Genomic DNA, 14520 nt, shown 5'->3' with positions numbered 1-14520 from the left:
GGGCGGGGGCTCGGCTCCGGTCAGCGTTCCTCGCGGAAGTCGACGTGCCTGCGGGCCACCGGGTCGTACTTGCGCAGCACCAGCCGGTCGGGGTCGTTGCGGCGGTTCTTGCGGGTCACGTAGGTGTAGCCGGTTCCCGCGGTGGAGCGGAGCTTGACGATCGGTCGTACGTCGGTGCGTGCCATGGCGACCACTATACGGACATGGTTTTCGTTTTCAATCGCACGCTGCGGACGGGGTCCGCGGTGATCATCTCCGGCCCTCCGAAGGGCGACCCTCTTGCTATCTGAAAATGAAAACGGTTATCGTCCTGCCGTCGGAACCGACTGCGCTTCAGAGGCCTTTGCCGGTCGCCCCCCTGGCACCGGTGACGCCTCGCCAGGCTCGAACAGGACTGAAAGGGACGCCCATGAACAGCACTCCCGGCACCACGACGCGTGGAGCGCGCGGCCGCCGCCGCGCGATGCTCCTCGGCACCGTCGCGGGTGGCAGCGCGCTGCTGCTCACGCTTGCCACCGGCCCCGCGCAGGCGGCGGGCACGGTCGGCACCATCGACATCGGCCACGTCGACGGCCTGCACGTGGCTCTGAACGAGGACGGCGACCAACTGGTCCTCGGGAGCAACGTGGACGAGGACGACTACCTGCCCGGGTCGGGCTTCGCGGCCGGCTACTACCCCGGCTCGGAGGTGGACGCCTCCAGCGGCACCCCGGAGTACGACTTCACCGTGCCGGCGGCGAACTACGACTACGAGCCCACCGCGTACCCGGACACCTGGGTGCTTCCCGCGGACGAGCCGTCGAGCTTCGAGACCGCCCCGATCCTCTACCTCGGCATAGCCGGTACCGGTGAGGACCTGCCGGTGCACGGCACGTCGAGCCCGGACGCGGCGTACAGCCTGTTCAACAGCCTCAGCGCGACCGACCACGTCACGTTCGACATCTCGCTCGTGAGCGCCCCGGCCGGCGGGGCCTCGGACATCCCCGGCGCGGACGTGCTCGGCACCGACGCGTGGGGGCTGACCTTCGACCTCGGCGGCAGCGCGACCGAACCGATCCACCACCACTTCGACTGGACCTTCAGCCACGCCGGCGTCTACAAGTTCGCCGTCACCGCGTCGAGCGACAACGCCGCGGTGGCCGACTCGGCCCCGGTGGTCTACCAGTTCACCGTCGAGAGCTGACGGTGCCGCGGTGGGCCCGGCCCGGCCCCTCACCGGGCCGGGCCCACCGCCCCCCGGGCGCATCGCGCTCCGTACGCGCTCCGCGTACCCGACCCGTGTCCGATCGGCCCTCTTCCCCTGGGACGAAGCAGATGATCTCCCGCCTTCTCTCCTGCACCGCGATCACCGCACTTCTCGCCGCTGTCCTACTGGCCACGGGGTCGCCGCCTTCGTCGGCCGCGGACGGCCCCACGGTGCTGTCGGCGGGGAACATCGCGCTGACCCCGAAGCTGTCGGGGATCAGTGCGGACGGTACGGACTTCGACTCCTTCGAGCTGGGGCTGCTGGACAAGACCGGCGCCTACGCCGACCAGACGTGGCACTCCGCCACCGACACCGTGCTGCATCTCGGAGCCGGTGAGTACGACGCCGGCACCGGAAGCTGGTCCACGCCCGCGAAGGTCGACGACGTGGCCTCGTACACGACCGGAGACCAGGCGCGGGTCCTGTTCGGTCTGGACGTCGCCGGGGCCAAGGACGGCATGAACTACGCGAACAAGGCAGCGATCGCCGGCAGCCCGCAGCCGTCCTTCACACTGAAGGGCGCGACCGTTCCGGACGGCGGCCGGTTCCGGCTCACGGGCCCCACCGGGACGACCGCGTGGGACACCGCGCTGCTGGACGGCGGCGGGTCGCAGGTCCCGCAGGCGGTGCCGTATCTGAACGGCGGGACCTACCGGGCGACCTCGTTCACGGCGCCCGGAACGTACTGCCTGACCGTCTCGGAGACGATGACCTCGAAGGGCAGCGCCCAGGCCCGGACGTCCGCGGCGGCCGTCACGGTGGTCGTCGGCGACCTGCCGGACACCCTGACCGTGTGCGACCAGCCGGGCGGTGACGACGGCGGTGACGACGGCGGCTCGGGCGGTGACGACAGCGGGCCCATGGTGCTGACCCAGGGCCATCTGGACACCCGCGCCTGGCTGAACGCCAAGGGCGACGGTCTCGACGTCGGGATCGTTCCCGGCATCGGTGATCCGCTCCTCGACGGGAAGTTCGTCGACTCAAGCGACTTCGTGATGACAGGCCTGATGCCCGGTACGGTGCCCGCGACGACACCGGATGCGGACTACACCTTCCTCGGCGACCCCGGCAGCCACTACTGGTATTGGCCGGAGTCGCAGGCGTCGGGATACCTGTGGCCGGGTTTCAGCACGGAGAACTGGAAGCAGAACCAGCTCGGCGGCAGCCGCACGGTCAACCTCACCCTGTCCGGGGTCGACGGGCCCGGCGACGTCGTGGTCTACCGCAGCGGCGCCGCGCCGCTGGACATCCTCTACGACACCAAGTGGGGTACCCCGGCGTCGTATTCGTTCTTCGTGCCCGCCCACGTCCACGCCTACTGGGCGTTCAGCGCGCAGGGCCGCTACTGCCTGAACATGAACGCGTCGACCGAACTGGCCGACGGCTCCTGGATCCGCGGCTCGGGGATGCTGACGGTGTGGGTGGGCGACCCGGCCGAGGCGAAGAACGTGACCCCGTGCGACCGGGACACCTCGGTGACACCCCCTGTGGACACCGCGCCTCCCGCACACGCCACTCCGGCCGAGTCCGCGGTCCTCTTCGCGGGCGACAACAACGAGATGGACATCGCCCCGCAGTTCACCTCGGACGGCGCCGCCGACGCACCCGCGTACCTGCATCCCTCGCTGTCGGCCGCCGGGCAGTACCGCGACCTGGACGACGTGGTCGTCTCCTACAGCCACACCATCCGCGACGACGTATGGCAGCCCAACACGTACCAGATGGTCAAGCTGTCCACGGACCGGCTGCCGTGGGGGAGCATGGACGGGCAGCTGAAGGTGTCACTGGGCGACGTGCGGGGGCCGGGCACAGCGGCGTTCCGGACGGGCGACAACCCGACGGAACTGACCCAGCAGTCCGGCATGAAGAACGACCTGGCCCTGTTCGTCTCGAAACCGGGCGTGTACTGCGTTCCTCTGACGTTCTCGATGACCCGGGCGGGGCGGAGTTCGCCGGTGAGCACGACGAGAACGCTGACCATTGCGGCCGGTGACACGGACCCGACCGACAGCTCGTACATCGACCGGTCGAAGATCACCACCTGCTCGCGCGGGCAGCAGCCGTTCGGCGTCGGCGACTCCTCCGGCGGCGGGGACGAGCCGGAGTGGAACGTCCCCAACGAGTCGCTGACCGACTCCGGCGCGGTGATCCTCAACGACGGGCACGTCGATGTCGCGAGCAAGGTGAACGGCAGCACGCTGGAGACGTGGGTGAAGGACACGACCGAGTCCTCCGACGCCCGCTACCACCCGCTGACCGGGAGCAACTCCCTGTCCAGCAGCGAGCGCAACAGCACGGACAACGGCAACGGCACGGTCTTCCAGCTCCTGCCGGGCGCCAGGACCACGGTTCCGGAGGCGTCGCAGTACGCCTTCCTCGGAGCTGCCAACTCACCTGTCTGGCAGGTCGCGGAGACCCAGGAGACGGGTCTGCTGTGGCCGGGCTGGTCGACGGAGGAGATCCCCCTCTCCGCGACGAAGACCGGTGTGCGGTGGACGCTGGACAAGGTGGCGGGGCCCGGTGAGTTCGCGCTCTATACCTCCAGCCCCACCGACCTCAACGGTGTGGACGTCCTGTACAACACGCGTGACGGGGTCACGGCGGCCGACTCGTACACCATCCCGCAGAACGCGCATGTACACGGGTCGTGGGCGTTCAGCGCGGAGGGCGTCTACTGCCTCGCCTTCACCCGCTCCACCACGCTGGCGTCGGGTGCCAAGGCCTCCGACGACTTCACCCTGGCGGTCGCCGTCGGTGAGGTCGACGTGAAGAAGGTCGACCCGGGGGAGTGCTTCACGAGCACGGGCGAGCCCGGCACGCAGGACGTCAACCCGGTGCCGGACTCCCAGCTCACCGACGCCACCTCGGGCGGCGTGCAGGTGCTGGGCGACGAGGACGGCTTCTCCCCCGGGCAGCTGGTCACGGTGCAGGTGGGCAAGGAGTACCAGGGCCGGTGGGTGTCGGTGTGGCTGCACTCGCCCGCGACCTGGCTGGGCTGGGCGCAGGTCGGCACTTCGGGGGCGGTCCAGGTGCGGCTGCCCGCCGACGCGACCCCGGGCACGCACAAGCTGGTGGTCAAGACCGAGGCGGGACAGCTGCTCGGGTGGGACGCGCTCGCGCTGGTCGAGCCGCCGGACACCGGCGGAGGAGGAGGGGACGGTGGCGGCTCGGGCGGTCCGGGGGACGCGCCGGACCCGGGATCACCGACGTGCAAGGCCACCGCGACCATCATCAGCTCGGGGCACCTGGACTACTCGGCCCAGGTGATCGGCGGGAAGCTGCGGTCGCTCATCGGCGACAACTCGTCCGGTACCGAGGTCTTCCGTGAGCCGTCGAAGACGGTGCTGTGGCTCAAGCCGTCGAGCAAGGTGACGCTCCCGGCCGGATTCGAGCAGATCGGGACCGCCGGATCGAGTGTGTACATGGTGCCGCAGACGCAGAACACGGACCTGATCTGGCTGGGCTGGTCCACCGAGACGCTGGACAGCGCCAAGGTGTCGGGGCCTGTGACCTGGAAGCTCACCGACGTGGACGGTCCGGGCACGGCCGAGGTGTTCCTCAACGGCGAGTTCGGCGGGGTGCAGTCCCTGGTCTTCGACGGGCCGAGCACCTACCACATCCCCCTGGGCGTGCACGCGCACGCCAACTGGGCCTTCAGCGAGCAGGGCGTCTACCGGCTGCGCTTCACCCAGACCGCGACCCTCAAGGGCGGGAAGACCTCCTCCGACAGCCAGGTGCTGACCGTCGTGGTCGGCGACGTCGACCCGGCCACCGCGGTACCCGGCGGCAAGCAGTGCACCGGAGCGACCCCGCCGGCGGACACCGGTGGGACGTCCAGCTCCACGGGGTCGCCGGACACCGGGGCGACGGGCACCGCGGCCCGGTGCACCCCGGCCAGGACGACCGTCATCTCGGCCGGGCACCTGGACTACGGGGCGCACGTCGTCGGCGGGAAGCTGGAGTCACTGATCGGCGACGACTCCTCGGGGACCCGGGTCTACCGGGAGCCGTCCCGGACGGTGCTGTGGCTGAAACCGGCCGCCAAGGTCACCCTGCCCGCGGGGTTCGGGCAGGTCGGCGCGGCGGGCTCGACGGTGTGGCAGGTGCCGCAGACGCAGAACATGAGCCTGATCTGGCTGGGCTGGTCCACCGAACTGCTCAACGCCGGCAACGCGGCCGGGCCCGTGACCTGGAAGCTGACCGCGATCGACGGCCCCGGAACGGTGAAGGTGTACACGACCGGCTCGTTCGGCGGCGTCGAGGACATGGTCTTCGACGGCACCGGCAGCCACCGGATCGCCCTGGGCGTGCACGCGCACGCGAACTGGGCCTTCAGCAAGCAGGGTGTCTACCGGTTGCACTTCACCCAGAGCGTCACCCTGAAGAACGGGAAGACCTCTTCCGACAGCGAGGTGCTGACCCTCGCCGTCGGCGACGTCGACCCGGCCGAGGTCACCACCGGTGCGTCCGGCTGCGGGGTGGTGTCCACCGCCGCCCGGACGGGCGGCGACACGCTGCCCGACGCGAAGAAGGCCGCCGAGCAGTTGCAGGCGCAGGCCAACCGCGCCGCCGCCGGTCAACTGCCCGGCCACCGGACGCCGACCGCCGCCGACGGGACGTCCGCGGCATCGGACCGCGGGCCGGTACCGCTGCTCCTGGGCATCCTCGGCGGGCTGCTGCTGCTCGGCGCCGCTGGCGGCGGGGCACTGTGGCGCCGGCGCCGGAAGTGGGAGGGCGCCGCACGCCAGGCGCCGGCCGCGCAGTGAGGCGCGGTGAAGGGGCGGCCCGCGGGAAGGTTTTCGCGGGGCGCCGGGCCCTGACCGCCCTCACGGCAGTCGCAACGACGGCCGCGCTGCTGGCCGGCTGCACCGCAAGGCCGCTGCTGGAGCCCGGTACGGGCCGGCTCCAGGTGGTCACCACCACCGGCATCCTGGCCGACCTGGTCAGGAACGTCGGCGGGAACCGGGTGGACGTGGCCTCGATCGTCCCGGACGGGGCCGACCCGCACACCTACGAACCGACCCTGCGGGACGCGCGAAACGTGGTCTACGCCGACGTGGCGTTCTCCAACTACGCGCTGCTGGAGGAGCACAACGTCATCAAGACCCTCGACGCCAACCTGTCGAAGGACGCGGCGGACGTGTCCCTGGTGGAGGAGTCGGCGAAGTACTCGGCCGAGCTGATCCCGCTGGTGGAGAACGTGCACCTGGACACCGTCTGGCTCGGCCTGCGCGCCGAGGGCAGCGGCGCGCGGTACGGCGCCACGCGCGCCTCGGACGTCCTCGTCCAGGCCACGAAGGCGACCGGCCCGGGCGATGTGTACGCCTACCTCACCGGGACCTTCGGCGACACCGACGTGTACTTCGACTCCTCCAACGGCTTCGACGCGGGCAGCGCGTACCGCGACGACACCGCGACCCTCCCGGCCGAGGCGCACACCCACCTGTCCTGGGCGTTCACCAAACCGGGCGTGTACACGCTCACCCTGCGCGCCCAGCTGAAAGTCGACGACACCTCCCTCCCGGTCGACCTGGGACAGGCCACCTACACCTTCGCGGTCGGGGTGAACCCCTCCGAGGCCGGCCTCCCCGGGGCCACCGTCCTCGACCAGGGGCACGCAGACCTCACCGCGAACCTGGACGGCGGCGGTATGGACGTGCTCTACGACCCGACCGGCGGCGGCGAGTACACCCAGCAGCGCTACCGGGCCGACCAGGTCGTCATCGACGTGCCGAACAAGGCCGTCGAGGAGATCCCCGGCGACTCCCAATACCGCTTCCTCGGCCGTCCCGGCCACCAGGTCTACCAGCTCGCCCAGGCGGTGCTCGGCAAGCACGTCCACGGCGAGATCGACCCCCACCTGTGGCAGAACGTCCGCAACGTCGAGGCGTACGTGAAGCTCATCCGCGACACCCTGATCGCCGAGGACCCCGCCGGGGCCGCCGTCTACCGCGCGAACACCACCGCGTACCTCGGCCGGCTCGACCGGCTCGACCGATACGTACGCGGCACGGTGGCCAAGATCCCCGAGGCGAACCGGAACCTGGTGACCACGCACGACGCCTTCGCCTACCTCGCCCAGGCGTACGGAATCACCGTGGCCGGCTTCGTCACCCCCAACCCGGCCGCCGAGCCGTCGCTCGCCGACCGGCGCCGGCTGTCCGACACGATCCGCAACCTGCACGTCAAGGCCGTCTTCCTGGAGCCCAACCTCAAGTCCCGCTCCTCCGAGCTGACCCAGGTCGCGGCCGAACAGCACATCAGGGTCTGCCCGATCTACGGAGACACCTTCGACTCCCGCGCGCCCGGCTACGTGCAGATGATGCGCTCCAACGCCGACTCCCTGCTCGCGTGCCTCGGCCCCTGACCCTTCCCTCAACCGCACAACGACTCTCCCACCGACCGAAAGGCACCGTGATGCACGACGCCGTCGCCGCCTCGCCCCGCGGCCGCTTGCCGGCCCTCGCCGCGGCCGCGCTGCTCACCCTGACCGCGGCCCTGACCCCTGCCGTCGCGTGGGCGGACGGCCCGGGCGACCCCGGCCTCGACCAGACGATCGACGCCGGCGAGCCGATATCCCACGGGGACCACGTGATCGGGACCGGACACGTGGACATGGGCCCCAAGTTCGACGGCGGGACCTGGAAGTTCCTCATCCACGACGACGCCCACAAGGCCGACGCCGACGCCACCAGCGTGTGGCGCCACCCCGACGAGACCGTGCTGCGGGTCGTCGACGCCGCGGAACTGGAAGTCCCGGACAGCTCCGCCTACTCCTTCGTCGGCGCGGCTCCCGGGAGCACGGTGTGGGTCGTCCCCGAGACCCAGGACCCGGATGTCGTCTGGGCCGGCTGGAACACCCAGGACCCGACCGTCATGAGCAGGCTCGACCGGGGCGCCACCTTCTCCGTCACCGGCGTCCAGGGCCCGGGTGTGCTCACCGTCTACCTCCAGTCCGGCGACTTCGGCGACCCCCAGGTGCTGTGGGACTCCCGCAAGACCGGAGCCCAGCCGATCTGGGTGGACACCAACACCCACACCCACGCCAACTGGGTCTTCACCGAGCCCGGCGTCTACCTGGTCCGTATGGCGGCCTCCGCGACACTGAAGGACGGCACCAAGGTCTCCGACACCGAGCTGGTCCGCTTCGCCGTCGGCACCGCCACCTCCACCAGCGCGGCCCTGAAGGCGACCTGGAAGGGCCCGGCCCCGACTGCCCCCGCTGCCACCGCCTCTGCCTCCGCCGGGCCGGCGACGCCGGCCGGAGCGACCCCTCCGCCCCGGGCCGCCGACTCCTCGGGGCAGGACCCCCTGGCCGTCGTGCTGGTCTGTGTGATCGTGGCTGTCGGCGCAGCCCTCCTCGTGGGCCTCACCCTTGTGGTCGTACGCGGCAACCGTGCCAAGCGGCGTGCCCTGGCCGCCCGGGCCGCCGCCGGGCCGGACGGCGGTGCCGACCGGTGACCGGCTCCCTTTCCACCCCGGCACTTGCGGTCGACAGCGTGTCCGTGGAACTCGCGGGCAAGACCGTGCTGACCGGCGCCGACCTGCGCGTCGACCGCGGCGAACTCGTGGGCCTCATCGGCCCCAACGGGGCGGGCAAGACCACCCTGCTCCGTACCGTGCTCGGCCTGCTGCGCCCGGTGGCCGGGCAGGTCCGCATCGACGGCCGGCGCACGCGCCCCGGGCGTACCCCGATCGGGTACGTGCCCCAACGCCACGACTTCGCCTGGGAGTTCCCGATCTCCGTGGCGAACACGGTGATGACCGGCCTGACCGGCAGCCTCGGACTCCTCCGCCGCCCGGGAGCAGCGCACTGGGAAGCGGTGGCCGACGCCCTGCACCGGGTGCGCATGACCCACCTGGCCGACCGGCCCGTGGGCCAGCTGTCCGGCGGACAGCGCCAACGCGTCCTCGTCGCCCGCGCGCTGGCCCTGCGCCCGTCGCTGCTGCTCCTCGACGAACCGTTCACCGGTCTCGACATGCCCACCCAGGAACTGCTGTCCGAACTGTTCACCGGGCTGGCCCACGAGGGGCGGGCCGTGCTGATGACCACCCACGACATCCTCTCCGCCCTCGACGGATGCGACCGGCTCGCCCTGCTCAACCGCACCGTGATCGCCACCGGCACCCCCGCCGGGCTCGTGGCGGACACCGGCGTGTGGACCTCGACCTTCGGGGTGAGCGAGAACTCCGCCCTGCTGCGCATCCTGAAAGCGGCCGCCTGACATGACCCCCGTGGAATTCCTGACCGATCTGTTCAACCCCGATCTCGCGTTCCTCCCCAAAGCCCTCGCCGTCGCCGTCATGTCGTCGGTCGTGTGCGGTGTCGTCGGTACGTACGTCGTCCTGCGGGGTATGGCCTTCATCGGCGACGCCGTCTCCCACGCCGTCTTCCCCGGGCTGGCCATCGCCTTCGTCCTGGAGGGCAACCTCGTGCTCGGCGGCACCCTCGCCGGGGTGGCCACCGCCGTCCTCGTCGCGGTGTTCTCCCAGAACCGGCGGCTCAACGAGAGTTCCGTCATCGGTGTGCTCTTCGTCGCCGCCTTCGCCCTGGGCGTCGTCGTCATCTCCCAGGCCCCCGGATACGCCGGGAGCCTGGAGCAGTTCCTGTTCGGCTCCATCACCGGTATCCCCACGTCCGACCTCTGGACCGACGCCGTCACCGGAGTCGTCGTCCTGGCGGTGCTGTTCGCCTTCCACAAGGAACTCGTCACCATCTCCCTCGACCGGGAGTCGGCCCGCGCCATGGGCATCGCGGTCTTCCGGCTCGACCTCGCCCTCTACGTCCTGGTCACCCTCGCGGTCGTCATCAGCGTCCAGACCATCGGCAACATCCTCGTCCTGGCCCTGCTGGTCACCCCCGCGGCCACCGCACGCCTGCTCACCGACCGGATCGGCGTCATGATGGCCCTCTCCCCGGCCATCGGCTCGCTCGGCGCCCTCGTCGGCCTCTACCTCTCCTGGGGGTGGGACCTGCCCACCGGCGGCACCGTCGTCCTCGTCCTGACCGCCGTCTTTCTCCTGGCCTGGTTCCTCGCCCCACGCCAGGGCCTGCTCACGAAGGCATGGCGGCACCTGGCCCGCACCCGCGCCTAAGCGCTGCGGTGCGCCTCGGCGAGCAGGGCCGACAGCAGGGTGTCCAGGACACCGGGGAAGTCGTCGGTGCGCTCCTCGGCCGGCGGAAGCGCGGCCGCCACCCGCGCCAGGGCGGGCAGCTGCGCGGGATCGATGCGGGCGGCGGCCTGCTCGCGCTGGCTCGGCTGCCGGGGCGGCTGCAGCGGGTGGCTTTCGAGCAGTTCACCGATGGTCAGGTGCCAGCAGGCACGGAAGGCACGCATCGCCCCGGCCGGTGCCAGCCCGGCGGCCAGGAAGTCGGCCAGACACGCGTCGCTGAAGCGGAAGGCGGTCTCGGCGACCATCTCGCCGCGGATGAGGATGTGCAGCACCCACACGTGGTCGGCCATGTACGCGTGCGCGGCCAGCCAGCGGCGGCGCAGCCGTGCTTCCGGCGTACGGCCGGGCACCCGCACCGGAAGTCCTTCGGCGATCTGCTCCAGGATCGCCAGCAGCAGCGCGTCCCGGTCCGCGACGTGGCGGTACAGCGAGGTGGCCGCGGTGTCCAGCTCGGCGGCGACCGCCCGCATGGTCAGCGCGTCCAGGCCCTCGCGTTCGATGAGCCGCCGCCCCGCGGCGGCGATCGCCGCCGGCGTCAGCCCCGGCCGTGCCCGCCGCCGCCCGTATTTGCCCCTCGCCGGCTCCCCGTGCAGATCAGGGGCGGGCTCGGCGGGGGGCGCGGCAGGTCGCATCACCCCATGGTGTCATCCGCCCGCGGCCCGCACCTCGACAGTCCATCAGATAAGGGTTACCTTACGCGAACGGTGTACGCATATCGCGTGTGCGCCAACGGGATGGAGGTCCGATGAGTGACATGCACCCTGCGGAAGGCCGGCCGCAGGCGGCGAACCCCGACGACGTCGGGAAACTGCCACCGGATCTCGTGAAGGGCGGCAACGCGTCGGCCCCCGCGGCGGATCCGGCCCCCGCGGCCGCTCCGCCGCACGCCGGGCTCGTGCTCGCCACCGTGTGCCTGTGCCAGGTGATGGTGGTGCTCGACATCAGCGTCGTGAACGTCGCCCTGCCGTCGATCGCCACCGACCTCGGGTTCTCGCCGGGGTCGCTGTCGTGGGTCGTGAACGCCTACACGCTCGTCTTCGGCGGTCTCCTGCTCCTGGGCGGGCGGATCGCGGACCTGGTCGGGCACCGCCGCGCGATGCTGGCCGGGCTCGGGCTGTTCGCGGTCGCCTCGGTTCTCGGCGGGCTGGCGCAGGGGCCGGGGGAGCTGATCGCCGCCCGCGCGGGGCAGGGCCTGGCCGGTGCCGTGCTCGCGCCGGTGAGCCTGACCGTGATCATGGTGACCTTTCCGGAAGGGCCGCTCCGCAACCGTGCGGTGGGCATCTGGGCGATGGTCGCCGCGGGCGGCAGTGCCCTCGGGGTGCTGCTCGGCGGTCTGCTCACCGATCTGCTGGACTGGCGGTGGGTGCTGTTCGTCAACGTGCCCATCGTCGCCGTGGCCGTGCCGCTGGCCTTGCGGAGCGTCCACGAGACCCGGACCCTGGCCCGCCGGCGGCTGGACGTCCCGGGCGCGATCCTGGGGACCGCCGGCATCACGTTGCTGGTCTACGCCATGACGCAGGCCGGCGACCACGGGTGGACGTCGCGCGGCACCGTCGCCGGCCTGGTGCTCGCCGCCGTCCTCGGCGCCGCCTTCGTGGCGTGGGAGCGGTGGGGGACCCGTGAACCGCTGGTCCGGCTGGGGGTCTTCGCCGCCCGTACCGTCTGGGTCGCCAACGTCGTGGTCGTGTTCATCGGTGCCGCCACGGTGGCGGGGTTCTACTTCGCCTCGCTGTTCCTCCAGGACGTGCTCCACTACAGCCCCCTCAAGGCCGGCGCGGCGTTCCTGCCGTTCTGCTTCGGCGTCGTCCTCGGCGCCCGGGGGAGTACGGCACTCGCCGAGCGCTTCGGCAACCGCGTCACCATCACCGGCGGTCTCGTGGTGGGGGCGGTCGGCATGGCCCTGTTCGGCCGCCTGGACGCCGACTCGACGTTCCTGTCCGGGTTTCTGCTGCCCTCGGTGCTGGCCTCGGTCGGTATCGGCGCCTGCATGGTGACGAACACCACCATGGGCACCTCCGGGGTTGCCCCCCCACGAGGCCGGACTTGTCAGCGGACTGCTCAACACCAGCCGCCAGTGCGGCGGGAGTATCGGTCTGGCCGCTCTTTCCACCGTCGCCGTCACGGCAACCGGCGTCTCCGGAAAGGGCAGTTCGCTCGCCTCGGTCGTGCACGGCTACGACCGGGCCTTCCAGGTCACCGCGCTGCTCGTCCTCGCCGCCGCGGTCCTGGCGGCGCTGTGCACACCTTCCGGCCGTCCGCGCGGCGCCGAGCGGGACGGTGTGCGGGACGGAGAAGCCGCCCGCCGGTGAGCGGTGCGGTCGTTCAGGCGGGATGCGGTGCGGCCGCCGTCCGGTTGCCCCATTGCCGGGTCCGGAAGCGGCCCACCAGCCGGCAGACGACGTAGATGGCGAAGGAGATCGTGGTGACGTAGGGGCTGATCGGAATGCTGCTGCCCAGCGCGAGCAGGATGCCGCCCTCGATCGAGGCCACCGCGAAGACCACGCTGAGCAGGGGCAGCAGCACCGGTGAGGCGGTGACGCGGGCGGCGGCCGCCGCGGGGGTGACGACGAGGGTGAGGACGAGCAGGGCGCCGACGATCTGCACCGACAGGGCGACGGTGAGGCCGAGGAGCAGCATGAAGACGAAGGAGAGCGTGCGGACCGGCACGCCCCGGGCTTCCGCGACGTCCGGGTCGGCGCTGGCGAAGGTCAGCGGGCGCCAGATGAGCGCAAGGACGATGAGGACGAACGCGGAGGTGCTGAGCAGCCAGGTCATCTCGGGGGTGTCGACGGCGACGATCTGCCCCGTGAGGAGACCGAATTTGTTGGCCGCGCGGCCCTTGTAGAGAGCGAGGAAGAGCACGCCGAGTCCGAGGCCGAAGGGCATGAGGATGCCGATCGCCGAGTTGCGGTCCCTGGCGCGGGCCCCCAGCACACCGATCGCCCCGGCGGCCACCAGCGACCCGATGATCGAGCCCGCCACGATGTCGGCGCCCGCCAGCAGCGCCGCCGACGCCCCGGCGAAGGACAGCTCGCTGATGCCGTGCACCGCGAAGGGCAGGTCGCGCATCATGACGAACACCCCGGCCAGGCCGCCGGCCAGGCCGAGCGCGACGCCCACGACGAGGGAGTTGCGGACCAGCGCGAGCAGGTCGCCGTAGTTGTCGAAGGCGAAGATCTGGTGCCAGATCCCGTCGGCGAGCATCATGGCCGGACTCCGTCCTTCTCGTGGGTTTCAGCGGCCCGGTGGGTCTCGTGGGCCGGGTGGTGAGGGGGCGCCGCGACGTCGTCCGGCGCTCCGACGACCACGATCCGTCCCCGTACGCGGACGACGTCGACCCGGGTGCCGTACAGCTCGGACAGCGACTCGGACGACAGGACCTCGTCCGGTGTCCCGATCCGGTGGCCGCCCCGCGCCAGGTAGAGCACCCGGTCCGCGAGGCCGAGCACCGGGTTGATCTCGTGGGTGACGAAGACGACCCCCGTGCCGTGGGAGCGGCGCCGGGCGTCCACGAGTTCGGTGACGGCGCGCTGGTGGTGGAGGTCCAGGGACAGCAGCGGCTCGTCGCACAGCAGGATCCGGGGGTCGGTGGCCAGCGCCTGCCCGATGCGTACGCGCTGCCGCTCGCCGCCGGAGAGCATGCCGACGGGGACGTCCGCGTAGCCCGAGGCCCCGACCGAGGCGAGAACGTCGTCCACCCGGCGGCGTACCGCGCCGGCGCGCAGCTGCGGCCCGAAGCGGTGTCCGTCCATGCCGAAGCGCACGAGGTCACGGGCGCGCACCATGGCCTGTGCGGACAGTGCGGCCTGCTGTGGGACGTAGCCGATGTGCCGGCCGCCCTTGCGGGCGGGCCGGCCGAGGACGCTCAGGGTGCCCGCGGACAGCGGCTGCCGCCCCAGCAGGGCACGGACCAGGCTGCTCTTGCCCGACCCGTTCGGCCCGAGCACGGCCAGGAATTCCCCGGGCCGCAGATCGAGGTCCAGCCCCTGCCACACCGGCCGCTCGCCGTAGGACACGGCGGCATCCCGCAGTCTGAGCAGCGGCGCGCCGGGGGAAGTGCCGTCGCCGTCCTGGCGGGCCTGGGGCACGGGAGCCACCGC

11 protein-coding genes are annotated in these 14520 nt (G+C 71.7%); 7 read left to right on the top strand and 4 right to left on the bottom strand.

From position 1 onward, the window contains the following. Positions 1-20: 20 nt before the first annotated feature. On the bottom strand, positions 21-185 hold the full coding sequence (gene rpmG, locus ACH4SL_RS29120) for a 50S ribosomal protein L33 (protein ID WP_167985625.1): 165 nt from the start codon (positions 183-185) through the stop codon (positions 21-23). Between the two features lie 224 nt (positions 186-409). Between rpmG and ACH4SL_RS29115 the strand changes: the two genes are divergently transcribed. From ACH4SL_RS29115 to ACH4SL_RS29090, 6 genes are all read left to right on the top strand, one after another. Continuing rightward, entirely contained in the window at positions 410-1183 is a 774-nt protein-coding gene (locus ACH4SL_RS29115) for a hypothetical protein (protein WP_398450852.1), read from the top strand. 131 nt (positions 1184-1314) lie between these two features. Then, the gene (locus ACH4SL_RS29110; RefSeq protein WP_398450850.1) at positions 1315-6012 is read left to right on the top strand and encodes a TIGR03773 family transporter-associated surface protein; all 4698 of its coding nucleotides are present in this window, start codon (positions 1315-1317) and stop codon (positions 6010-6012) included. Next, a complete protein-coding gene (locus tag ACH4SL_RS29105) occupies positions 6009-7613 on the top strand; it encodes an anchored repeat ABC transporter, substrate-binding protein (protein WP_398450848.1) in 1605 nt (534 codons plus the stop codon). The genes ACH4SL_RS29110 and ACH4SL_RS29105 overlap by 4 nt, the downstream gene beginning before the upstream one ends. Positions 7614-7663: 50 nt before the next feature. Next, on the top strand, positions 7664-8707 hold the full coding sequence (locus tag ACH4SL_RS29100) for a choice-of-anchor M domain-containing protein (RefSeq protein WP_398450846.1): 1044 nt from the start codon (positions 7664-7666) through the stop codon (positions 8705-8707). Beyond that, entirely contained in the window at positions 8704-9471 is a 768-nt protein-coding gene (locus ACH4SL_RS29095; RefSeq protein ID WP_398450844.1) for an anchored repeat-type ABC transporter ATP-binding subunit, read from the top strand. Before ACH4SL_RS29100 ends, ACH4SL_RS29095 begins: the two co-directional genes overlap by 4 nt. 1 nt (position 9472) lies before the next feature. Beyond that, positions 9473-10342, top strand: a complete 870-nt coding sequence (locus ACH4SL_RS29090) for an anchored repeat-type ABC transporter permease subunit (RefSeq protein WP_398450842.1) — start codon at positions 9473-9475, stop codon at positions 10340-10342. On the opposite strand, the gene ACH4SL_RS29085 is transcribed toward ACH4SL_RS29090, so the two are convergent. Further along, entirely contained in the window at positions 10339-11052 is a 714-nt protein-coding gene (locus ACH4SL_RS29085) for a TetR/AcrR family transcriptional regulator (protein ID WP_398450840.1), read from the bottom strand. The two genes, ACH4SL_RS29090 and ACH4SL_RS29085, sit on opposite strands and share 4 nt — an antisense overlap. A gap of 113 nt (positions 11053-11165) precedes the next feature. Between ACH4SL_RS29085 and ACH4SL_RS29080 the strand changes: the two genes are divergently transcribed. Beyond that, positions 11166-12824: an MFS transporter gene (locus tag ACH4SL_RS29080; protein ID WP_398450838.1), complete on the top strand. Its 1659-nt coding sequence runs from the start codon at positions 11166-11168 to the stop codon at positions 12822-12824. Here ACH4SL_RS29080 and ACH4SL_RS29075 read toward each other — a convergent pair. Both ACH4SL_RS29075 and ACH4SL_RS29070 read right to left on the bottom strand, forming a co-directional pair. Next, positions 12743-13627, bottom strand: a complete 885-nt coding sequence (locus ACH4SL_RS29075; RefSeq protein WP_398450836.1) for a metal ABC transporter permease — start codon at positions 13625-13627, stop codon at positions 12743-12745. The two genes, ACH4SL_RS29080 and ACH4SL_RS29075, sit on opposite strands and share 82 nt — an antisense overlap. Further along, positions 13624-14517, bottom strand: a complete 894-nt coding sequence (locus tag ACH4SL_RS29070; protein WP_398450834.1) for a metal ABC transporter ATP-binding protein — start codon at positions 14515-14517, stop codon at positions 13624-13626. Before ACH4SL_RS29070 ends, ACH4SL_RS29075 begins: the two co-directional genes overlap by 4 nt. Positions 14518-14520 lie beyond the last annotated feature (3 nt).

This window comes from Streptomyces sp. NPDC021020 (assembly GCF_044333285.1).
Taxonomy (GTDB): domain Bacteria; phylum Actinomycetota; class Actinomycetes; order Streptomycetales; family Streptomycetaceae; genus Actinacidiphila.
This window is presented reverse-complemented; position numbering and strand designations above follow the sequence as displayed.

Bases quoted from the DNA above. Each gene is read 5' to 3' on its own strand.
- rpmG (WP_167985625.1), bottom strand. From the start codon at position 185: ATGGCACGCACCGACGTACGACCGATCGTCAAGCTCCGCTCCACCGCG.
- ACH4SL_RS29115 (WP_398450852.1), top strand. From the start codon at position 410: ATGAACAGCACTCCCGGCACCACGACGCGTGGAGCGCGCGGCCGCCGC.
- ACH4SL_RS29110 (WP_398450850.1), top strand. From the start codon at position 1,315: ATGATCTCCCGCCTTCTCTCCTGCACCGCGATCACCGCACTTCTCGCC.
- ACH4SL_RS29100 (WP_398450846.1), top strand. From the start codon at position 7,664: ATGCACGACGCCGTCGCCGCCTCGCCCCGCGGCCGCTTGCCGGCCCTC.
- ACH4SL_RS29090 (WP_398450842.1), top strand. From the start codon at position 9,473: ATGACCCCCGTGGAATTCCTGACCGATCTGTTCAACCCCGATCTCGCG.
- ACH4SL_RS29085 (WP_398450840.1), bottom strand. From the start codon at position 11,052: ATGCGACCTGCCGCGCCCCCCGCCGAGCCCGCCCCTGATCTGCACGGG.
- ACH4SL_RS29080 (WP_398450838.1), top strand. From the start codon at position 11,166: ATGAGTGACATGCACCCTGCGGAAGGCCGGCCGCAGGCGGCGAACCCC.
- ACH4SL_RS29075 (WP_398450836.1), bottom strand. From the start codon at position 13,627: ATGATGCTCGCCGACGGGATCTGGCACCAGATCTTCGCCTTCGACAAC.